The sequence below is a fragment of the Tessaracoccus sp. O5.2 genome, from assembly GCF_964266725.1.
Taxonomy (GTDB): Bacteria; Actinomycetota; Actinomycetes; order Propionibacteriales; family Propionibacteriaceae; genus Arachnia; species Arachnia lapidicapta.
On the sequence record NZ_CAXWGV010000023.1, the window covers coordinates 224167 to 244521 of the forward strand.

Genomic DNA, 20355 nt, shown 5'->3' on the forward strand with positions numbered 1-20355 from the left:
TCGCCGAGGGCCGTCGGGGTCCCGGATGGCACAATGGCCGCGTGGCCGCCATCCTCGTCATCGACAACTACGACTCGTTCGTCTACAACATCGTGTCCTACCTCGCGCAGATCGGCGCCGAGGTGGAGGTGTGGCGCAACGACGACCCACGGTTCGCGGACGAGGGCTGGTACGAGCCCTTCGACGGTGTGCTGCTGTCGCCGGGCCCCGGGACTCCCGAGGAGGCCGGGGTGTGCATCGACGTCGTACGTACCCTCGGCGGCGTTCGGCCGCTGTTCGGCGTGTGCCTCGGGCTCCAGGCGATGGCCGTGGCCTACGGCGGCGTCGTCGACCGGGCGCCGGAGCTGCTGCACGGCAAGACCTCGCCCGTGTTCCACGAGGGCCGAGGCGTCTTCGCGGGACTGCCCTCGCCGGTCACGACCACGCGCTACCACTCGCTGGCCATCGTCGAGGAGACGGTACCCGACGTGCTGGAGGTGACGGCCCGCACGGAGTCGGGCGTCATCATGGCGGTTCGCCACCGCGAGCTTCCGGTCGAGGCGGTGCAGTTCCACCCCGAGTCGGTCCTGACGGAGGGCGGCTATCAGATGCTGGCCAACTGGTTGGCCGAGTGTGGGGACGCGGACGCGCCCCGCAGGGCGGCCACGCTGTCTCCGCTGGTCACCACCGCGCTCGACTGATCAGCTGGTCTCGGCCGACGTCGACGGGTCCGGGGACGCTTCCGACCCCGCGCCGCCGTTGCCGCCCGAGTTGTTGTTGCCGCTGCCGGAGTTCTCGTTCGGCGTCGGGCTCTCGCTCGGGGGCGGGTCGGGCGTCGGCGTCAGGCTCGGCGTCGGGCTCTCGCTCGGCTCCGGCGGCGCGATCGCGACGATGACGCTGATCTCGTCCGTGCGCGACGCCACCGCTCCCGGTTGCGGATCCTGATCGAAGACCAGGCCCGGCTGGGACACGTCGGTCTCCTCTTCGCGCGCGTCCAGCTTGAAGCCGGCCCTCTGGGCGACCGCCTGCGCCTCCTCCAGCGTCAGGGTCCGCAGCGACGGCACGACCGAGTTGCCCGTGGCCACGACCAGCACGATCTCGTCCGTGGGGGCCGCGGTGGCACCGGAGGCGGGGTTGACCTCGACGACCTCGCCCGCCACGGCGTCGATGGGCTCCTCGGCGGGGTCCGCGTCGACGTTCTTGACGTTCGGCAGCCCTGCGTCGACCAGCCGCTGTCGCGCCTCGTCGGCCGTCAGCCCGATCAGTCCGTCGGGGACGGTCTTGACGTCGGGCCCGCTGGAGACCGTGAGCGTCACCGTGGATCCCGGGTCGACGAGTTCACCGGCCTCGGGGTAGGACTCCAGCACCTGGCCGCGGTCGTCGGCCGTGCCGATCTCGTAGACCACCTCGGGCACGAGCTCCGCGCCGGTCAGCAGGGCCACGGCGGCGCGCTCGCTCTGGCCGACCACGACGGGCACGGCCACCGGTTCGGGTCCCTCCGGCGCGGGTGGGTTCATGATGGCCCACACCGCGACACCGAGCGCCACGAGGAGCAGCCCCGCCACCACCAGCAGCGCCACCAGGCCCTTCCGGGACCGGCGGTCGTCCTCATCGTCGACGACGGCGGGCGTCACGGCGGTCCTCGGCCCGGGCGCGGGGACGGGCGAGATCCCGCGCCGCGCGGTCGTGGTCATGGGATCGGAGGGGATCACCTGCGTCGGCGGCTCGACGGGGAGCGCGGCGTGCACCTGGTGGCCGCCCAGCGCGCGCAGAATGTCCTCGCGGAACTCGGAGGCGTCCTGGTAGCGGTCGCGCGGATCCTTGGCCAGCGACTTGAGCACGATCGCGTCCATGGCCAGCGAGATCTCGGGATCCACCTGCGACGGCGGCACGGGCGCCTCGCGCACGTGCTGGTAGGCGACGCTGACCGGCGAATCGCCCTTGAACAGCGGCTGCGACGTGAGCAGTTCGTAGAGCAGGCAGCCGACGGAGTAGATGTCGGATCGATTGTCGACCTTCTCACCGCGGGCCTGCTCCGGGGACAGGTACTGAGCCGTGCCGATGACGGCCGCGGTCTGGGTCATGGTCGCCGACGTGTCCGCCACGGCCCGCGCGATGCCGAAGTCCATGACCTTGACGGTGCCGTTGGGGGTCAGCATGACGTTGGCGGGCTTGATGTCACGGTGGATGATCCCGGCGCGGTGCGAGTAGGCGAGGGCGTCCAGGACCCCCCCGGTGAATTCGAGCGCCCGCTCGGGGACGATCTTGCGGCCGTCGCGCAGGACCTCGCGGAGCGTGACGCCCTCCACGAGCTCCATGACGATGTAGGGCACCGTGACGTCGGAGGCGGAGTCGCGCTCCTCTCCGGTGTCGTAGACCGCGACGATGTTGGGGTGGTTGAGGCCGGCGGCGGACTGCGCCTCCCGCCGGAAGCGCGCCTGGAACGTGGGGTCGCTGGCCAGGTCGACCCGCAGGCGCTTGACCGCGACGTCGCGCTCGAGCCGCAGATCGCGGGCGCGCCACACTTCGGCCATGCCGCCCCGCCCGATCACCTGATCGAGCTCGTAGCGGCCGCCCAGGAGGGCTCCTCGCTCTGTCATCGCTCGCGTTCCTTTCGATCGGTCAGGCTCAATACTGCGCCATCAACCTGAGACATATCTGAGAAGCTCACCGCAGGGCCTCCAGGATCGCCGTGAAGATCGGGGCCGCGACGCGGCCGCCGGAGATGTCGTCGCGCGCCACGTCTGCGTCCTCCACGAACGCCACGATCGCGACCTTCGGGTCCTCCGCGTAGCCCACGAACCAGGCGTAGGGGGGACGGTCGGGGGCGGTCTGGGCCGTGCCGGTCTTGCCGCCGACGACCAGGCCGTCGACCCGCGCGGGCCGGCCGGTGCCGTCCTCGACCGTGGCGACCATCATCTGCTGCAGCAGTTCCGCGCTCGACGCGCTGATGGGGCTGCTGAGGCGCTCGGGGCCCTGGGCCGAGAGGACCGTGAGGTCCTCGCTGGTGACGGTGTTGACCAGATGCGGGCGCATGAGGACGCCGTCGTTGGCGATGGCGGCGGCCACCTGCAGCATCTGCAGCGGGGAGGCCGCGACGTCGTACTGCCCGATGGCCGACAGCGCGGTCTGCGCGAGGTCGAGCTCCGTGGGGAACCGCGACTCGGCCGCGCCGATGTCGATGGTCGGCTCGCTGTTGAACCCGAAGGCCTCGGCCATGGCCTGCAGCTTGTCGGGGCCCAGCGAGATGGCGAGCGAGCCGAAGGCCGTGTTGCACGAGGTCTTCAGCGCCTGCTCCAGGGTGACGGTCTCCCCGCCGCAGTTGGTGGAGTTGCCCATGGAGCGGCTGGAGTTCGGCAGCCGCAGCGACGCCGGCGCGTCGAGCTCGCTGCTCGGCACCAGGCCGTCCTCGAGCGCCGCGGCCGCCGTGATGAGCTTGAACGTCGATCCGGGGGGATACACCTCGCGGGTCGCCCGGTTCTTGAGCGGCTCGTCCTCGGCGTCGATGAGCTCGGCCCAGGCGGCGCGCTCGGCGTCGAGGTCGACGGTGGCCAGCCGGTTGGGGTCGTAGGTGGGCGTGGACACCAGCGCGAGGATCTCGCCGGTCTCGTAGTTCATGGCGATGGCCGCGCCGCGCTGGCTGCCGAGCGCCCGCACCGCCGCCGCCTGCGCCCGCGCGTTGAGCGTGGTGGAGATGTTGGCGCCCTGGGTGCGGCGACCCGACAGCAGGTCGATGACGCGCTCGACGGACTGCTCCGAGGAGGTGCCGGCCATCTCCTCGGTGTACGAGGCCTCCAGCCCGGAGCGGGCGTAGTCGTAGGAGTACCAGCCCGTGACCGTCGACCACAGCTCGCCGTCGGGGTAGGTGCGCACGAACGGGAACCGCCCGCTGCGCGGCACCGACTGTGCGATCGGCTGGTTGCCGACCAGGATGGCCCCTCGGGGCTGCGCGAACTCGGCGTCCATGATGCGACGGTTGCGTTGCTCGGCGTTGAGGGCCTCGGTCTGCACCACCGAGATCTGCGTCAGGTTGAGCAGCAGCGCCGCCATCATGAGGGCGACGAACACCGTGACCTTGCGGATGGGGCCGTTCATCGAGCGATCACCTGGGTGGCGTCGTCGACGGCGCCGGCCTCGCGGGGGGCGGCGGTGGCGGCCTGCGGCATGCGGCCGCGGTGCGAGATGATCATGAGGATCGCGATGATGATCCAGTTGGCCACCAGCGACGAGCCGCCCTGGGACATGAACGGCGTCGTGAGGCCCGTGAGCGGCAGCAGGCGGGTCACGCCGCCGATGATCGCGAACACCTGCAGCGCGAACGCGAAGCTCAGCCCGGTGGCCAGGAGCTTGCCGAACCCGTCGGGCGACGTGAGGGCCGTCTTGAAGCCGCGCGCGATGAGGAGCGCGTAGACGAGGATCACACCCATGAGCCCGAGGACCCCGATCTCCTCACCGAGCGCCGCCGCGATCATGTCGCTCTTGGCCAGCGGGGTGAGGCCCGGGCGCCCGAGTCCCCAGCCGCGGCCGAAGAGGCCACCCCACGCGTAGCCGAACTGCGCGCTGATGATCTGCAAGTTGCGGTCGTAGTCGCTGAACGGGTCCAGCCACGCGTTGACGCGGCGCGGCACGTGGTTGGTGAACCGCCAGGCCGCGAGCGCGGCGCCGACGAACGAGATCCCGGCGAGGATCGGCCAGGCAGGTCGCTCGGTGGCGACGTAGATCATCACGGTGAACAGCCCGAAGAACAGCAGCGACGTCCCCAGGTCGTTCTGGTAGACCATCACGACGAGGGCCGTCAGCCACATGACCGCGATCGGGCCCAGGTCGCGGGGGCGGGGCAGGTCGATCCCCAGCACGCGGCGCCCGGCCAGCGCCAGCACCTCGCGCTTCTCGTAGAGGTAGGCGGCGAACGCGATCGCGAGGAGGATCTTGGCCACCTCGGCCGGCTGGAAGGAGAGCCCGAAGACGCGGATCCAGATCTGGGCCCCGCCGGAGGTGACCCCGATGACCGGCACGAGCGGGAGCAGCAGGAGCACGAGGCCGGCGATGAACATGAGATAGGGGTAACGCTGCAGACGGCGGTGGTCGCGCAGGACGAACACCACGGCGGCGAAGAGCGACAGGCCCAGCGCGGTCCACAGCAGCTGGGTCGCGGCGTCGTTGGCGGGCGGTTCGGGGATCTGGTCGATCCTGGAGATCATCGCCAGCCCGAGGCCGTTGAGCAGGAACACCGACGGCAGGATCACCGGGTCGGCGTACGGCAGCCGGAAGCGGACGACGAGGTGGGTCGCGATCCCCAGGCCGTACCACAGCGCGGCCGCGGGGACGAGACCCTCGGGCAGCGTGCCGTAGAGGTTGAGGCTCGTGATGATCCACCCGGCGAGGCCGAAGGTCTGCGCGAAGAGCAGGAGGACCAGTTCGACGGTCCGGCGCTTCTTGTAGACGATGACCTCGTCGGAGACTGCTGGCTGGACGGCGGCGGACATCAGCACGCCTCGGGGTCGGCTTCGTCGCTGTCCGTCGGCGTCGCGGTGACCGCGGGGGGCGAGAGGAACGTGGGGACCCCCGGGGCGACGCCGCCCGTGGGGGTGGGGCGGGCGGTGGCGGTGGGGAGCCCGGGCACGGTGGGCGTGGAGCTCGGGCTGGGCGTGGGCTCGGCGGTGTCGACGGGGCTCGGCTGGCGTCGCTCCTCGCGCACTTCGACGCACCGCTCGGCGAGGGCGCGCAGCTGCTCGGTGGTGGCGCGGCCGGCGGCGACGTCGGCCACCCGGATGGAGGACTCGACGGCGCGCTGGTAGAACGCCGGCAGGTCCCCGATCGCCACGTCGGAGCGTTCCTCCAGCGTGCTGAGCCGGATGCCGAGGACCTCCCCTGGGAGGCCGTTGAAGATCGCGACGTTGCCCTCGTCGGCCGCGACGAAGTAGCGGGTCCGGGCGTAGGCCTGGACACCCCAGGCGCCGCCACCGATGACCAGGGCGACGGCGACCAGCATGATGATGATGCCTGGCCAGCGCCGATGCGACTCTTGGGGCGCGTAGCGCGCCACCTCGTCGGGGCTGTGGTCGGTGGAATGCGCCGCCGGCCACGCGGCCGGCCGGCCCGGTGTGTTCGGGGCGGGGGACTGGCTGCGCGGCACGTCGAGCGCCGCCGCGGCGCCGACCAAGGTCCCCTCACGGGCGTCGAGCGCGTCGTCCTGCTCGACGACGTCGCCGAGGACGATGGTGATGTTGTCGTGGCCGCCGTTGGCGTTGGCCGCGGCCGCGAGGTTGGCCAGCGCGTCGGACGGCGAGTCGAGTTCCAGGAACTCGCGGATGGAGCCGTCGTCGACGAGTCCGCTCAGCCCGTCGGAACAGAACATGATGCGGTCGCCGAGGCGGGCGTCGAGCAGGTCGAGGTCTGGCTCGAACTCCACCTGGCCGTTGAGCACCTTGAGGATCAGCGAGCGGTGCGGATGTGTGGCGGCCTGCTCGGGGGTGATGCGGCCCTCGTCGATCAGCGACTGCACCCAGGAGTGGTCGTGCGTGAGCTGCGTCAGTTCGCCGTCGCGCAGCAGGTAGCCGCGCGAGTCCCCGACGTGCCCGATGCCGAACTGGGTCCCGTTGAACATGGCGCCGCAGAAGGTGGTGCCCATGCCGTCGAGCTCGAGGTCCTTCTCGATGAGGGCCGAGAGGATGGCGTTGGAGCGGCCGATGACGCCTGCCATCAGGGTGAGCATCTCCTCGCCGTCGGCGACGCGCCGGTCCGACCGCGCGGCCTCCTGCGCCGCGACGGCGGAGGCGACGTCGCCCGCGGCGGCACCGCCCATACCGTCGGTGACGAGCAGCATGGTCGGGGAGGCGTACCCCGAGTCCTGGTTGTTCTTCCGGACCCGGCCCACCTCGGAATGCGCGGCGAAGCGAAGCGAGAACACCATCAGATCTCGAACCGCATCAGGGTACGACCGATCCGGACCACATCACCGACGGTGACCTTCGTCGGCTCGGTGACGAGCTTGCCGTTGACGTAGGTGCCGTTGGTGGACTGGAGATCGGTGATGACCCAGGTGCTGGGGTCCTGCTGGACGAGCTGCGCGTGACGCGCGGAGGCGTAGTCGTCGTCGAGCAGGAGCGTCGAGTCCGCCGCCCGGCCGAGGTTGATCGTCGGCTCGACGTGCACCGACACGCCCTGCTGCGGGCCGGAGGTGACGGCGAACCGGGTCGGGTGCTTCGCGCGCTTGCGCCCTCGGCCGCGGTCCGCCGGGATGGCGGCGAGCGAGGACACCGGCACGCGCCGGCCGAACATATCGGTGCGGACGACGTTGGCGACGAAGAGGATGAAGAGCCACAGCAGCGCGATGAAGACGATCTTGACGGCCGCCACGATGAGGTCTGACACGGTCAGGACCCCGCGGGTGTGTGGATCAGCATCCGCGTGGAGCCGATCTCGATCCTCGTTCCCTCGCCGACCCGCGTCTTGGTGACGCGGTTGCCGTTGACGTGCACGCCGTTGGTGGAGCCGAGGTCCTCGATGGTGACCACCGGGTGCTCGGGATCTCCGCTCACGGTGAGCATCGCGTGGCGGCGGGACACGCCGGGGTCGTTGAGCCGGAGATCTGCCTCGGCGCCCCGGCCGATGAGGAGCCCGGGGGCGACCAGCGGGTGCCGGACCCCGTTGACCTCGAGCACCAGGCGGCCGGGCCGGGGTTCCGACGCGGGATTGTGGGCCGCGGCGCCGGTGTCGACGGACACGGCCTGGCTGGTGACGGTGAACTGGCCGGTGGGCAGTGAGGTGTCGAGCTCGTAGTCGATGGTGACCGGCCCGTTGAAGACGTAGCTGCGCTCGGCGGCGTGGTCGCGGATGCCCGGGAGGATCTCCGCGTTGAGGGTCTTCGAGTACGGCACGAGGCGGTCGTAATCCGCCTGCGAGAGGCCGACGGTGAAAGCGTTGGGGACCAGGCGGCGGTCGCGACTGAGCAGCGTGGCCTCGGCGTCCAGCTCGCGCTGAATGCCGGCGACGATCTCGACGGGGTGGACGAACCCCTTGAAGGCTCGGGCGAAGACCTTGCCGACCGCGGACTCGATCCGCTTCTCGGCCTTGTCGAAGACTCCCATGCGCCTCCTCTCGGTGCTCAGTTGGCGCCTCCCCACGGGCAACGCTACCGGGCAAGTCTAACGGCCCCCGTCGTGAGGGCGCGACATGGGTGAGCTCGCCGTCGCCACTCTGGGGGGTGGGTTTGAGCAGATGGCACCTCTCAAGAGACTGCTCACGCGTGAGCTGGGCGGGGGGTTTCTCGCGAGTGGTGCCATCTGCTCAATTGCGGGTGACGTGGAGGGCTGAGCTGCCGGAGGGGGATCAGGCGGAGTGTGGGGTGTGCTGGGCCCAGGGGAAGCTCGGCAGCGCGTCGGCGAACGCACGCAGGATGATCTGGGAGCCTTCGAGGGCGGACAGGGACTCCTCCGCCAGCTGTGCCTCGACGTCGTCGGCGACCGACCGGACCAGCGGGGAGGTCCGCAGCGACTCCAGCAGCTCGTCGCGCACCATGTTCCACAGCCAGTCCCGCTGCTGGTCGAGGCGGCGCGCCGCCAGAGATCCCTCCGCCTCCAGTTCCGCGCGGTGCTTCTCGACGGCGTTCCACAGCTCGTCGAGCCCCGCGCCGGTGTACGACGAGCAGGTGAGCACCGGGGCACGACGCTTCTTGGTGTCGCTGGTGATGAGCTTCATCGCGATGCTGAGCTCGCGGGCGGCGACCCGAGCCGCCTGCTCGTTGTCGCCGTCGGCCTTCGTGATGGCGATGACGTCGGCGAGCTCGAGGATGCCGCGCTTGATGCCCTGCAGCTGGTCCCCGGTGCGCGCCACCTGCAGCATGAGGAAGGTGTCCACCATGCCCGCCACCGCGACCTCGGACTGCCCGACGCCCACCGTCTCGACGAGGATGACGTCGTAGCCGGCGGCCTCCAGCACCAGCATGGACTCGCGCGTGGCGCGCGCGACGCCGCCCAGGTGACCGCCCGACGGTGAGGGCCGGATGAACGCGTCCTCGCGGGAGGCCAGTTCGGCCATGCGGGTCCGGTCGCCCAGGATGGAGCCGCCCGTGCGCGACGACGACGGGTCCACCGCCAGCACGGCCACCTTGTGGTGCCGCTCGTCGATGAGCTTGATGCCCATGGCGTCGACGAACGTGGACTTGCCCGCGCCGGGCACGCCCGAGATGCCGACCCGGAAGGCGTGCCCGGTGCGCGGCGCGATGAGGCGCAGCAGCTGGTGGGCGTAGTCGCGGTGCTCGGGCTTGGTCGACTCCACGAGCGTGATCGCACGGGCGATGTGCCCGCGGGACCCGGCCACGATCCGATCCGCCAACTCCTCGACCGACAGCTTCCGCATGCCCCTGACCCTACCGCCGGCCCCGGCCCGCGGGACGTCAGCCCCTGCCGTGGACCGCCGCGAGCTCGAGGATCTCCTCGGCCGCGGAGGCGACGGCGGGGATGAGCTCGTGGTCGTCGCGCAGGTCCGTGGCCACGTGGGCGACCACCGTCGCCGCGTCAGGCGTCGATCGTGATCAGGCCGTGTCCGGCCAGCTCCCGCAGCTGAGCCGCCACGGCCTCCGTCGTGTCCTGGTCCGGCGGGGCGCCGAACAGTGCCACGAGCCGGGCCTCGATGGAGTCCCTCGGCAGCGGGCCGTCGCCCAGCATCTCGAGGATCGCGCCGGCCACCGGCCCCAGCCGGAAGACGCGGGAACCCATGAGCGCGACCGACTCGCCGTCGACGGTGAGGAGGTCGCTGAGCGGGCCGCGGCGGATCACGGCGCCTCCCCGTCCAGCACGGCGCGGCACCAGGACAGCACCTGCGCTGACTCGCCGTACTCGACCAGCCGGCAGCCGACGGCGGCGTGCAGGTCCGCCAACAGATGCAGCGGCCGCGGCAGCGCCGACAGCGACGACGTCTCCGGGGTCACGGCCATGATCGTGTCCAGGACGCCCAGGTCGGTGAACGTCGCGGTGGCGCGGCCGGGGGTGCGGCGCAGGACGACGAGTCCCGCGACGTGCGCGGCCTCCGGGGCGTGGCCGAGCCCGAGCTCGTCGGGTGCGTGCTCGCGCTTCGGCGGGACTCCGTCCGGGGCCAGGGTCACCGGCTTCGGGTACGGCCGCACGGCCCAGGTGCCCGGCTCGATGCCGATGGTCTCGTCGCTCAGGTAGCCGTACTCGGCGGCCAGCGCCCTCGTGAGAGTGGACTTGCCGGTGCCGCCGGGTGCCACGAAGACCAGCGACCGGCCCGTCGCGGGGTCGGCGACCCCGCCGGCGTGGAACATGAGGAGGCTTCCGGCCCGCGCGGCGATGAGGGCCTGGGTGATCTGCTGCGTCGCCGACTCCAGTCCGGACTCGGGGGTGAGGGTGAGTGGCGGCTCGGCGGCTGTGGCGTGTGGGGCGGCGCAGCGGCTCCAGACCCGGTCGAACTCGGCTTGGTCGACGGTGGAGTTGTCGAGGTCCACGGTCAGGGCCGTTCCCAGCCCGCGGAGGGTGCGGCGCCGGTCAGCCATGGTCCACCACCAGCCCGCGCCGGCGCAGGTCGGCGAGGAAGGGGGGCAGGTCCGCGCGGATGACCCCCGGCGCTTCGCCGCTGGCCTCGGCGATGTGCGCGACGAGCGTGTCGAGGTCGGCGGGCTCGTCGAGCAGGCTCCAGATGAACGCGGCGGTGTCGGCCAGGATCACGACGTCGCCGTGCCGCGGCGCCACGGCGAACACGCGCTCGCCGTCGTCCTCCCACACGGCCTCCGGATGCCGGGCGGTCGTCATGACGCCCTCCGGAGGATATGGGTGCTCGCCTCGCGGAGCAGCCGCGCCCATCTGGTGCCCAGGCGGCGGGCGACGTCGCGGCGGGTGGGTCGGCGGCCGAGCTCCGCCTCCAGCAGAGAGTGGTCGAAGAACAGCAGGCTGCGTACGACGACGAGCTTGCCGCGCAGCGTGGTGGCGGAGCGCCAGCGGGCCCGCCACTCGTTGAGTCGGCTGGGGTCGCCGTCGCGGAAGTACCGCCACAGGAGGTAGTCGGGGTGGTCGCGGAACCGGTCGAGGTCGTCGAGGGCGGCCGCGACGCCGATCTCCGCGTCGAAGTGCCGGGCGAGGCGCCGCACCTCCTCGCGTTCGTCCTCGGTGGCGAGGCTCCAGGCGCGGCGGGTGTCCGGGTGGTGGCGGCCGCTGCGGGCGGCGTGCAGCAAGAGCAGGAGGCGCTGCGCCGTCAGCGACGGGGTGGGGCAGTCGACGTGGCCCAGCAGGATGCTGCCGCGATCGCGCCAGAGGTCGTCGAAGGCGTCGTCGCGCAGGCCGGGGAAGCGGCGATGCAGGTCTGCGTTGCCCAGGCGGGGGTGGTAGAGGTTGACCGCGTGGCCGAAGGCGGACCCCGACGTGAACGACGTCTTGCGGACCCAGCCGTTGCGGGTCGCCTGGGCGAGGAAGCGGGCGACGTGGGCGGGGCGGATGAGCAGGTCGGCGTCGGTGCTGAAGCGGTGGACGGTCTCGACGAGCGGGGCTCCGGTGGCCGGGTCGACGTGGACGCGGGTGTCCAGGAGCGGCGGTGCGACGGCGGGGCCCTTGATGTGCAGGACGTCGGCGCCGACGCGGTCGGCCAGCCGCTGCAGCGTGCCGTGGATGAGCCGTAGCCGGATGTCCATGGGGACCTCGACGTCGGTCACGGCAGGGCGTCCAGGTAGCGGCGCAGCGCGGTGTCGCCGTCGGCGGGGGTGAAGCCGGTGGACTGGATCTTGGTCAGGTCGAGGGTGCTGTGTCGCGGGCGGGGAGCCATGTCGCGGCCGGCCGCGTAGGTCGCGGTGTCGACGGGGGAGACGGTCCCGGTGGCGCCCCGGGCCGCGAAGACCGCGGTGGCGATGTCGGACCAGCTGCGGGCGGGGCCGTCGGAGGTGACGTTGTAGGTGCCGTACGGGGCGGCGGTGTCGAGGAGGTGGACGACGGCGCGGGCGAGGTCGTCGGCGAAGGTCAGCCGGCCCACCTGATCGTCGACGACGGAGGGGGATGCGCCCGAGTCGGCGAGGCGCGCCATGGTGCGCACGAAGTTGGGCCCCTCGCCGACCACCCAGCTCGTGCGCAGCAGGTAGTGCCGGGGCAAGGTGGCGACGACGGCGTCCGCGGCGGCCTTGGCAGCGCCGTAGGCGCCCAGCGGCGACGCCGGCTCGGTTTCGTCGTGGATGTCGCGGACGCCGTCGAAGACGTAGTCCGACGAGATCGCCACCAGCGGCAGGCGGTGCCGGCGGGCGGCCTCGACGAGGTGGCGGGTGCCGTCGACGTTGACCGACCAGCAGGCCGCTCTCCCGTCGCGTTCGGCGGCGTCGACGTTGGTGTAGGCGGCGGCGTTGATGATCGCGGACGCGCTCGACCAGTCGAACCCGCGCACGGCGGCCTCGTCGGTGAGGTCCAGGTCCGCGTGGCCGAGGGCGACCGCCTCCGGCAGGAGGACCTTCAGCGCCCGGCCCAGCTGGCCGTCGGCGCCGGTGATGACGGGGCGACGCCGCGGGACGGGCGTGACGTCCGACAGCCGCGGATGGGAGCGGTCGGCGTCGGAGAGCGTCGCCTCGGTGAGTGGTATCGGCCAGGCGACGCCCGGATGGTCCAGGTTGAGGAAGGTGTAGCGCTCCTTGGCCTCGGCGGACCAGTGGTCGTTGACGAGGTAGGCGTAGGCGGTCCCGTCGTCGAGGGCCTGGTAGGCGTTACCGACGCCGTAGGGCACGAAGACGGCGCGTTCCGGCCCGAAGTCGACGGTGACGACGCGGCCGAAGCTGTCGCCGTCGCGGAGGTCCACCCACGCCCCGAAGACGCGCCCGGTGACCACGGAGACGAGCTTGTCCCACGGCTCGGCGTGGAAGCCGCGGGTGGCGCCGGCGGCGGCGTTGAAGCTCACGTTCTGCTGGACGGGGCCGAAGTCGGGCAGGCCGAGGGCCGTCATCTTGGCGCGCTGCCAGTTCTCCTTGAACCAGCCGCGGCCATCGGTGATGACGGGCAGGTCGACGACCAGCAGCCCCGGGATGTCGGTGGGGGAGACGCGGAGTTCGGGCATCAGCGCCCCCGGGCCGCGTAGCCCGCCTCGGTGGCCGCCTTCTGGGGCCGCCACCAGGCCTCGTTGTCGCGGTACCAGGCGATCGTGGCGGCGAGGCCCGAGCGGAAGTCGCGGTGTCGCGGAGTCCAGCCCAGCTCGTCGCGCAGCTTGCCGGCGTCGATGGCGTACCGGAGGTCGTGACCGGGGCGGTCCGCGACCAGGTCGTAGGCGTCTGCCGGCTGGCCCATGAGCTCCAGGATCAGTTCGATCACCGCCCGGTTGCTCTGTTCGCCGTCGGCCCCGATGAGATAGGTGTCGCCGAGGCGGCCGGCCTCGAGGATGCGCCACACGGCGGCGTTGTGGTCGTCGACGTGGATCCAGTCGCGGACGTTGAGGCCGCTGCCGTACAGCTTGGGGCGGACGCCGTCGAGGACGTTGGTGATCTGGCGGGGGATGAACTTCTCCACGTGCTGGCGCGGGCCGTAGTTGTTCGAGCAGTTGCTCAACGTCGCGGCGACCCCGAACGAGCGGACCCATGCCCGGACGAGATGGTCGGCGGCGGCCTTCGACGCGGAGTAGGGGCTGGACGGGTTGTAGGGGGTCGACGGAGTGAAGCGGGCCGGGTCGTCGAGCTCGAGGTCCCCGTACACCTCGTCGGTGGAGATGTGATGCAGACGCGTGCCGCGACGCCGCACGGCCTGGAGGACGTGGAACGTACCGAGGATGTTGGTGTCGATGAAGACTGCCGGGCCGTCGAGCGAGTTGTCGTTGTGCGACTCTGCCGCGAAGTGGACCACGGCGTCGTGCCCGCTGACCAGGTCGTCGACCACGTCCGGGTCCGTCACGGAGCCCTCGACGAGGGAGAACCGTGCGGGGTCCAGGCCTGCGAGGTTGGCCGGGTTGCCCGCGTAGGTCATGGCGTCGAGTACCGTCACGGTCGCGTCGGTGTTGGCCAGCACCCAGTGCACGAAGTTGCTGCCGATGAAGCCGGCGCCGCCGGTGACCAGGATCGCGCTCACACTCGCGAGCCTACCGGCCGGGGCCGCCGCGCGGCGGTCTGTCCCTCAGCGCTTCCGGTGCGGTGCCCCGGCGCGTGTGACACTGTAGGGCCATGCGGGGGATCATTCTCGCCGGCGGTACCGGCTCCAGGCTCCATCCCATCACCTTGGGCACCAGCAAGCAGCTGATGCCGGTGTACGACAAGCCGATGATCTACTACCCGATCGCGACGCTGATCTTCGCCGGTATCCGCGACGTGCTGATCATCACTACCCCGCACGAGGCGGCTGCGTTCCGTCAACTTCTCGGCGACGGCGAGCAGTTCGGCGTGCGTTTCACGTTCGCGACCCAACCCGAGCCGAAGGGGCTGGCGCAGGCGTTCACGATCGGGGCGGACTTCGTCGCCGGCGGTCCGTCGTGCCTGATCCTCGGTGACAACATCTTCTCCGGCCCCGGCCTCGGCACCCGGCTCCACGACCGCACCCGTGACATCGACGGGGCGCTCGTGTTCGGCTACCAGGTCGCCGACCCGACGGCGTACGGCGTGGTTGAGGTGGACGATCGGGGCATGGCGGTATCGATCGAGGAGAAGCCCGCGCAGCCGAAGTCCCATTGGGCTGTGCCAGGGCTGTACTTCTACGACGAGCAGGTGGTCGACATCGCGGCCGGCCTCCAGCCGTCCGCGCGGGGCGAGTATGAGATCACCGACGTCAACCGCGCCTATCTGGATCAGGGGCGGCTGCACGTGGAACTCCTGCCCCGGGGCACCGCGTGGCTCGACACGGGCACGTTCGACTCGCTCAACGACGCGAGCAACTTCGTGCGCACCATCCAGGCGCGGCAGGGACTGCAGGTGGGGTGTCCCGAAGAGGCTGCCTGGCGTCGCGGGTTCCTCACCGACGACGACCTCCGCGAGCGCGCCGAGCGGTACCGCAAGTCCGGTTACGGGGCCTATCTGCGTTCGCTCGTCGACTGAGTCCGCGCTCAGTACGCGCCCCTGGAACTGACGACGGCGTTGAACGTGCGCAGCAGGATGACCAGGTCCTGCACCATCGACCAGTTGTCGACGTAGTACAGGTCCAGGCGGACGGTGTCGGTCCAGTCGAGGTCCGAGCGCCCCGACACCTGCCACAGTCCGGTCATCCCAGGGCGGACATCGAGGCGACGGCGGACGTGGGTCTCGTACAGCGCCACCTCGCGCTCGAGCGCCGGACGGGGGCCGATGAGGCTCATCTCGCCACGGAGGACGTTGAACAGCTGCGGCAGTTCGTCGATCGAGAAGCGGCGGATGACGCGGCCCACCCGGGTGATGCGGGGGTCGCGCTTGATCTTGAACAGGGCGCCGTCCGACTCGTTGGCCTGTTCGAGTTGTTCGGCCCGGATCCGTTCAGCATCGGGGACCATCGAGCGGAACTTGAACAGGTCGAAGGTCTCGCCGACGCGGCCGACCCGGCGCTGCTTGAACAGGATGGGTCCGCCGTCGCCGAGCTTGATGAGGAGGGCGGTGACCAGCATCAGCGGGGACAGGAGCACGACGAGGGCGGCGGCAACGAGTAGGTCGAAGGCCCGCTTCGTGAACCTGAGGGACCGCTCGGCCTGCGGCTTGCCGACGTGCATGAGCGGCAGCCCCGCCACGGGGGTCATCTGCAGCCGCTGCCCAGAGATGTCGGTCATGGCCGGGACCACGATCATCTCGGCGTCGTGGCGCTCGAGCTTCCGGGCGATCTCGTTGAATTCGTGTCCACGCTGCACCGATCCCGTGGTGAAGATGACCGCGCGCGCCCCGGTGCGGTCGATGACCGGGAGCAGTTCGTCGACCGTGCCCACCACGGGGTGGCCCGTCGGCGGGCCGTCTGGGTCGTCGTCGGCGGTGATGATGCCGACTGGCGCGTAGCCCAGCCAGGCCTCGCGGCGCAGGACGGTGACGACGTCATTGACGGGGCCGGGATCCCCGATGACCAGAGTCGGCACGCAGAAGCGGCCCCGGCTGCGGACCCGCTGCAGCAGGCGTCGGGTGAGGAGACGCTCCAGGATGAGGGCCGGGACGCCGATCGCGAGGAGGATGACCACGAAGCCGCGCGACAGCGGGTAGGCGAAGACGAACGACGTGAAACCCAGAGCCAGGACGAACAGGAGCGAGGCGCTGAGTACCTGCCGGTACTCCTGGACGCCCACCCCCCAGTGGCGGGCCCGGTAGGAACCGCCGACCGCGAGGGCCAGCAGCCACCCCACGACGATGAAGGGAGTGATGGGAAGAACCAGGTCCGGGGCGTCATCGGCGGACGGCAGGAAAGGCATCTGAGTGCGCAGCGAGACGGCCGCGAACGCCGCGATCGCTATGATCACAGTGTCCAGGGCCACCAGTGCCCACCGATACGAACTGCGCACGCCCCCACCCCCGATGGTTAACTTTAGCTAACTTGCGGGTCACCCGCCTCGTCTGTGTACAACGTGGACCTGGACGGGCCGATATCCTCAGGGGACAAGCGGGCCAGCGGTGCCCGCCTCAGGTTTCGGGGGTCCCAGGGTGACGTTGCTCGAGTTCGTGCGGTTCCTCCGGCACAATGCGCTGCTGATCATCGCGATGACGCTCCTCGGGCTGGGGGCGGCTGCCGGATACGCCTACCTTCAGCCGGTCGTCTATGCCTCCAGCGCCACCGCGATCGTGGTCGCCGGGGACAACACCAGCGTCGGTGGCGCCATGAGCGGTAGCGCGTTGGCCCAGCAGAGAGCCGCGGTCTACGCGGCGCTGGCTGGGACGGGGGCGGTCCGGGATCGGGTCGCGGCCTCGGACGAGGTGGCGGGCAGGCCGAGTGCCGTCGGGGGATCGATCTCGGCCCAGGTGGTCCAGGGGACGTCCCTCATCGAATTGCGGGCCACAGGAGCCTCAGGAGAGGACGCGAGGATCCTGGCGGACGCCGCGCTCGTCGCCTTGGCCGAGGAAGCGCTCGCGTTGGAGATGAGGACGCCCACCGAGGAAGGGCTTCCTGCCAGAGCTGACGACATCGCGGTCAGGCTCGCGGCCTATAGCCCGGCTAACGCGAGTGCGCAGCCCATCTCGCCTGACTGGGTGCGGATCTTGCTGATCGGAACCGGGCTCGGGCTCCTGATTGGCCTGGGCCTGGCTTTCATTCGCTCCAAGCTGGATGTCCGCGTGCGATCCATGGCCGACGTCGAGGAGGAGACCGGGCATGCCGTCCTGGGAGTGGTCCCGGACAGCAAGGAGTTGGCCGAGCAGCGGGCGGGAGCCCGGATCAGCCTGTCCCGGCTCGGCGCCGCGGGGGAGGCCCTGCGCCAGCTGCGCACGAACCTCCGCTACGTGGCGATCGACAACCCGCCCCGCTCCATCGTCGTCACGTCCGCGAATCCGGGCGAGGGCAAGTCCACCATCTCGTCGACTCTCGCCGTTCTCATCGCACGCTCGGGCCAGCCGGTGGTCCTCATCGACGCCGATCTGCGCAAGCCGGTGCAACATGAGATCTTCGCCGCCGACAATGCCGTGGGGCTGTCCCAGGTGCTCGTCGGGGACCTCAGCGTCGAGGACGCCCTCCAGCGCACCAGCGAGCCCAACCTGCTCATCCTCACGTCTGGCAAGGTGCCGGCCAACCCCAGCGAACTGGTGGGGTCGCGGCGGATGAAGGCGTTGTTGGCCCGGTTGGCGAAGCATTACTTCGTGATCACCGACGCCCCGCCGATCCTGGCGGTCACGGACGCGGGTCTCCTGACCGCGTCCACGGACGGGGCGCTGCTGGTGGCGCGCGTGGGTAAGACCCACCGCGAGCAGCTGCGCATGGCCACGAAGCTGGTGAAGCAGGGCGGCGGAGTCGTGCTCGGGACGGTGCTGCACCGTGCCAAGGCCCGGGCTATGGGGGATGCCGTCTACGGCGCGGGCCACGGCGGTGCGTATCAGCAGTACTACGGCCACGGGGATGGCTCAGCGCAGGGATCGGACGAGAACCATGTGGAGGCGGTCGGACTGGGGGCGGTCCTGCCCAACGAGTCGCGTTCCGCGCGGCGGGGCGCCAACCACTAGGGCGGTGTGGGCGCTCCCCGCACGGGTCGCCCATCGAGTTGGCGTTCGCGAACAGCTCCGTGATACGCCAGGTACAGGCCAACGGCGACGGCGAGGGGCGGGCTGGTCAGCGAGAAGCCTATGTTCAACGAGCAGATGAGCGCCGCGATGATGGCTCCTTCGGCCCAGACGGGGCGGTCCCGAGGTGGCAGCTGATGGAACATCCAGAAGAGGGCCCCGAGGAGTAGTAGGAGGAGGCCAAGCGCGATGAGGCCACCTTCCACTTGGATGGCGCGGTAGCTGTTGTGGAAGAACAAGGTGGTGCCGCGGATCTCGGTGATCGCGGTGCCGAGGCCCTCACCCCACCAGCCCGCCTGATCGACCATCTGCCGTTCGGCCCGCACGAGGTCTTCCCGAAGACTGTCTGAGCCTTCACGCTCCGTGAACCAGTTCCTCGCCTCGGCCACCCCGTTGAGCCACAGATAGAGGGCAGTAGTTCCACCCAGCACTACCAGGCTGCTGAGGCGTCGCAGCCTCGTACCGAGCCAGACCCACAGCGAGGCCACCGCGAAGGCGAACATGGACGTGCGTGAGACGGTGAGCACGATGCCAGCGGCTGCGAGCGTCCACAGGGCCAGCCGGGCCCGCCTAGTGGTCAGGGACTGCGCGGCGGCGAAGGCCAGCGTGACCAGGACATAGCCGGCCGCATTGGGGTCGCCAAGGACACCCGTGAGGCGGCCCACGTAGCTGCTCTGGGGCAGTAGGGCAACGCTGACGATGAGAGCAGGGACGAGACCGATGGCGATGCCGCGCGTCAGTGATCGGACATGGACCCGGCCGGACGCGATCACCCCGGCTACCAGGAACAGCGTCAGGATGTTGACCGTTCGACGGAGCTCGCCGAGGCCCTGCTCCAGGACGGTGCGCGCGACCAGCCAGCCCACCAAGGCGGTAGCGGACAGCAGAACGGCGGGGCTGGCGGCGGGCCAGCGAGAAGGCGCCCAGACCGCAACGGCGACCAGCCCGACGCAGGCCAGGGTGTTGATGGGCAGCGACATGGCCGGGACAAGGAACTCAATGCCGCGCACCGGCAACAACAGCCCCAGCAGGAACACCGGGATGACGATGTCTCCCCAGCGCTCGACCCACCCGTCGGCGACGTCAGTGGCGCGTCTGGGCGTGGCAGTCGTGTCGGTCGGGTGGCTCATCGGTGCGTGCCTCGGGGAGGTTGGGCGGAGGACGCGGCCAAGTCCTCCACGTGCCGGCCCAGTGCGGCAGCGAAGTGGTGCTCCTGGAAGGACTGGGCGTGGGCCCTGATCGCTGCGGAGTCCCACGAACGCCCGCGATCCGCCAGGACGGCGGTGCGGATGTCGTCGGCGCTCGGCTTCTCGAAGAAGGAGCCGCTGACGCCAGGTGCGACCGTGTCCAGATATCCGCCTGCGTGGAGTGCGAGGGTCGGGGTGCCGCGCATGGCCGCCTCCAAGGGCGTCAGACCGTAGTCCTCGTGGCTGGGTGCGATGAGGGCCGCGGCGCGGTCGTAGGCCCAGGCGAGCTCACCGTCGCTCAGCCCTTCGAGCATCCGCACGTTGGAGGGAAGCGTCGCGCGGAGCTGGTCGCGCAGCGGGCCGCGCCCGACGATGACGAGGCGCTCGCCAGGAAGGTCACGGAACGCGTCGATCACGCGGTCGACGTGCTTATAGGGCAGTAGTCGCGACACTACGAGATGGAAATCGGGCCAGTCCGCGAGGGCGGCGATGGGCTCCGCCTCCACGCCGGCCTGGACGGCGGGGGGTGCGGGAACGACGGTCGCGTCGAGCCCGTAGACGCGGGCGATCCGCTCGCGCACGGTGGTGGAGTTGGTGAGATAACGGTCAGCGGACCGGGCGGCCCGCTGATCCCACGCGACGAGCTTCGGGCGGAGCGCGCTGAGGCCCCAACCGATCAGCGAGGCGCTGGGCGACGCGCCGAGGTAGTCGTCGGCGAGGTAGAGGAAGCGCGCGGGCGAGTGACAGTAGACCAGCTTGCGTCCCGTCGTCCGGAAGCCGTGGGCGAACGCCGTCGTCGACACCAGCAGGACGTCGGCGTCGATGACAGGTGCCCGGTCGATGGCCCGCTGGTACAGCGGCAGCCCGAGGCGGTGGTCGCGGTGCAGCACTCGCAGACGGTCCAGGGGCGTGGTGCGGATGCGGACGTCGCGGAACTCCGGGAAGGTGCTGTCAGGGGCGTAGAGGGTGGTGTAGACGTCGGCGTCCGGAAACGCACGCGTCATGGCCAGGACCACCCGCTCAGCGCCTCCGCGTTGAGTCAGGTAATCGTGCGCGATGGCGACCCGTGGTCGTGAGCCCATG

19 protein-coding genes are annotated in these 20355 nt (G+C 70.9%); 3 read left to right on the forward strand and 16 right to left on the reverse strand.

What is annotated here, in order from left to right; all coding sequences use genetic code 11:
• Window positions 1-41 precede the first annotated feature (41 nt).
• Window positions 42-680, forward strand: coding sequence for an aminodeoxychorismate/anthranilate synthase component II (locus tag ACFQPD_RS09440; RefSeq protein WP_068751946.1), 639 nt, complete (start codon window positions 42-44; stop codon window positions 678-680).
• Here ACFQPD_RS09440 and pknB read toward each other — a convergent pair whose 3' ends face one another.
• The 13 genes from pknB to rfbB form a co-directional block, all read right to left on the reverse strand.
• The gene (gene pknB / locus ACFQPD_RS09445) at window positions 681-2579 is read right to left on the reverse strand and encodes a Stk1 family PASTA domain-containing Ser/Thr kinase (RefSeq protein WP_385900322.1); all 1899 of its coding nucleotides are present in this window, start codon (window positions 2577-2579) and stop codon (window positions 681-683) included.
• A gap of 67 nt (window positions 2580-2646) precedes the next feature.
• Window positions 2647-4074 (reverse strand): peptidoglycan D,D-transpeptidase FtsI family protein, encoded by a 1428-nt coding sequence (locus tag ACFQPD_RS09450; protein WP_385900324.1) that lies wholly within the window; start codon window positions 4072-4074, stop codon window positions 2647-2649.
• Window positions 4071-5465 (reverse strand): FtsW/RodA/SpoVE family cell cycle protein, encoded by a 1395-nt coding sequence (locus tag ACFQPD_RS09455; protein WP_385900326.1) that lies wholly within the window; start codon window positions 5463-5465, stop codon window positions 4071-4073. Before ACFQPD_RS09455 ends, ACFQPD_RS09450 begins: the two co-directional genes overlap by 4 nt.
• Window positions 5465-6892, reverse strand: coding sequence for a PP2C family protein-serine/threonine phosphatase (locus tag ACFQPD_RS09460; RefSeq protein WP_385900328.1), 1428 nt, complete (start codon window positions 6890-6892; stop codon window positions 5465-5467). Before ACFQPD_RS09460 ends, ACFQPD_RS09455 begins: the two co-directional genes overlap by 1 nt.
• Window positions 6892-7353 carry an FHA domain-containing protein gene (locus ACFQPD_RS09465; protein ID WP_385900329.1) on the reverse strand — a complete coding sequence of 154 codons (462 nt, stop codon included), beginning with the start codon at window positions 7351-7353 and terminating at the stop codon, window positions 6892-6894. Before ACFQPD_RS09465 ends, ACFQPD_RS09460 begins: the two co-directional genes overlap by 1 nt.
• Window positions 7354-7355: 2 nt before the next feature.
• Window positions 7356-8069 (reverse strand): DUF3662 and FHA domain-containing protein, encoded by a 714-nt coding sequence (locus ACFQPD_RS09470; RefSeq protein WP_353081922.1) that lies wholly within the window; start codon window positions 8067-8069, stop codon window positions 7356-7358.
• A 241-nt stretch (window positions 8070-8310) separates the two neighbouring features.
• The gene (gene meaB, locus ACFQPD_RS09475) at window positions 8311-9339 is read right to left on the reverse strand and encodes a methylmalonyl Co-A mutase-associated GTPase MeaB (protein ID WP_385900331.1); all 1029 of its coding nucleotides are present in this window, start codon (window positions 9337-9339) and stop codon (window positions 8311-8313) included.
• A gap of 158 nt (window positions 9340-9497) precedes the next feature.
• A complete protein-coding gene (locus ACFQPD_RS09480) occupies window positions 9498-9758 on the reverse strand; it encodes a PqqD family peptide modification chaperone (RefSeq protein WP_385900333.1) in 261 nt (86 codons plus the stop codon).
• Window positions 9755-10492 carry a hypothetical protein gene (locus ACFQPD_RS09485; RefSeq protein ID WP_385900335.1) on the reverse strand — a complete coding sequence of 246 codons (738 nt, stop codon included), beginning with the start codon at window positions 10490-10492 and terminating at the stop codon, window positions 9755-9757. The genes ACFQPD_RS09480 and ACFQPD_RS09485 overlap by 4 nt, the downstream gene beginning before the upstream one ends.
• Window positions 10485-10748, reverse strand: coding sequence for a PqqD family protein (locus tag ACFQPD_RS09490; RefSeq protein WP_385900337.1), 264 nt, complete (start codon window positions 10746-10748; stop codon window positions 10485-10487). Before ACFQPD_RS09490 ends, ACFQPD_RS09485 begins: the two co-directional genes overlap by 8 nt.
• Window positions 10745-11641, reverse strand: a complete 897-nt coding sequence (locus tag ACFQPD_RS09495; RefSeq protein WP_385900339.1) for a 2-nitropropane dioxygenase — start codon at window positions 11639-11641, stop codon at window positions 10745-10747. Before ACFQPD_RS09495 ends, ACFQPD_RS09490 begins: the two co-directional genes overlap by 4 nt.
• Window positions 11638-13017, reverse strand: a complete 1380-nt coding sequence (locus tag ACFQPD_RS09500; RefSeq protein WP_385900341.1) for a sugar nucleotide-binding protein — start codon at window positions 13015-13017, stop codon at window positions 11638-11640. The genes ACFQPD_RS09495 and ACFQPD_RS09500 overlap by 4 nt, the downstream gene beginning before the upstream one ends.
• The gene (gene rfbB / locus ACFQPD_RS09505; protein ID WP_385900343.1) at window positions 13017-14015 is read right to left on the reverse strand and encodes a dTDP-glucose 4,6-dehydratase; all 999 of its coding nucleotides are present in this window, start codon (window positions 14013-14015) and stop codon (window positions 13017-13019) included. Before rfbB ends, ACFQPD_RS09500 begins: the two co-directional genes overlap by 1 nt.
• 92 nt (window positions 14016-14107) lie before the next feature.
• On the opposite strand from rfbB, the gene rfbA reads away from it, so the two are divergent.
• Entirely contained in the window at window positions 14108-14971 is an 864-nt protein-coding gene (gene rfbA, locus ACFQPD_RS09510; RefSeq protein ID WP_385900344.1) for a glucose-1-phosphate thymidylyltransferase RfbA, read from the forward strand.
• Between the two features lie 8 nt (window positions 14972-14979).
• Here rfbA and ACFQPD_RS09515 read toward each other — a convergent pair whose 3' ends face one another.
• Window positions 14980-16341, reverse strand: coding sequence for a sugar transferase (locus ACFQPD_RS09515; protein ID WP_385900346.1), 1362 nt, complete (start codon window positions 16339-16341; stop codon window positions 14980-14982).
• Between the two features lie 181 nt (window positions 16342-16522).
• Here ACFQPD_RS09515 and ACFQPD_RS09520 point away from each other — a divergent pair, with 181 nt between their 5' ends.
• Complete coding sequence (locus ACFQPD_RS09520) at window positions 16523-18028, forward strand: polysaccharide biosynthesis tyrosine autokinase (protein WP_385900348.1); 1506 nt, start codon at window positions 16523-16525, stop codon at window positions 18026-18028.
• Here the strand turns inward: ACFQPD_RS09520 and ACFQPD_RS09525 are convergent.
• On the reverse strand, window positions 18025-19122 hold the full coding sequence (locus tag ACFQPD_RS09525; protein WP_385900349.1) for a hypothetical protein: 1098 nt from the start codon (window positions 19120-19122) through the stop codon (window positions 18025-18027). The genes ACFQPD_RS09520 and ACFQPD_RS09525 overlap by 4 nt on opposite strands.
• 89 nt (window positions 19123-19211) lie before the next feature.
• A complete protein-coding gene (locus ACFQPD_RS09530; RefSeq protein WP_385900350.1) occupies window positions 19212-20354 on the reverse strand; it encodes a glycosyltransferase in 1143 nt (380 codons plus the stop codon).
• Between the last annotated feature and the right edge of the window lies 1 nt (window position 20355).

Coding starts and splice junctions, on each gene's coding strand:
- pknB (WP_385900322.1), bottom strand. CDS start 2,579: ATGACAGAGCGAGGAGCCCTCCTGGGCGGCCGCTACGAGCTCGATCAG.
- ACFQPD_RS09450 (WP_385900324.1), bottom strand. CDS start 4,074: ATGAACGGCCCCATCCGCAAGGTCACGGTGTTCGTCGCCCTCATGATG.
- ACFQPD_RS09455 (WP_385900326.1), bottom strand. CDS start 5,465: ATGTCCGCCGCCGTCCAGCCAGCAGTCTCCGACGAGGTCATCGTCTAC.
- ACFQPD_RS09460 (WP_385900328.1), bottom strand. CDS start 6,892: ATGGTGTTCTCGCTTCGCTTCGCCGCGCATTCCGAGGTGGGCCGGGTC.
- ACFQPD_RS09470 (WP_353081922.1), bottom strand. CDS start 8,069: ATGGGAGTCTTCGACAAGGCCGAGAAGCGGATCGAGTCCGCGGTCGGC.
- meaB (WP_385900331.1), bottom strand. CDS start 9,339: ATGCGGAAGCTGTCGGTCGAGGAGTTGGCGGATCGGATCGTGGCCGGG.
- ACFQPD_RS09485 (WP_385900335.1), bottom strand. CDS start 10,492: ATGGCTGACCGGCGCCGCACCCTCCGCGGGCTGGGAACGGCCCTGACC.
- ACFQPD_RS09490 (WP_385900337.1), bottom strand. CDS start 10,748: ATGACGACCGCCCGGCATCCGGAGGCCGTGTGGGAGGACGACGGCGAG.
- ACFQPD_RS09500 (WP_385900341.1), bottom strand. CDS start 13,017: ATGCCCGAACTCCGCGTCTCCCCCACCGACATCCCGGGGCTGCTGGTC.
- rfbA (WP_385900344.1), top strand. CDS start 14,108: ATGCGGGGGATCATTCTCGCCGGCGGTACCGGCTCCAGGCTCCATCCC.
- ACFQPD_RS09530 (WP_385900350.1), bottom strand. CDS start 20,354: ATGGGCTCACGACCACGGGTCGCCATCGCGCACGATTACCTGACTCAA.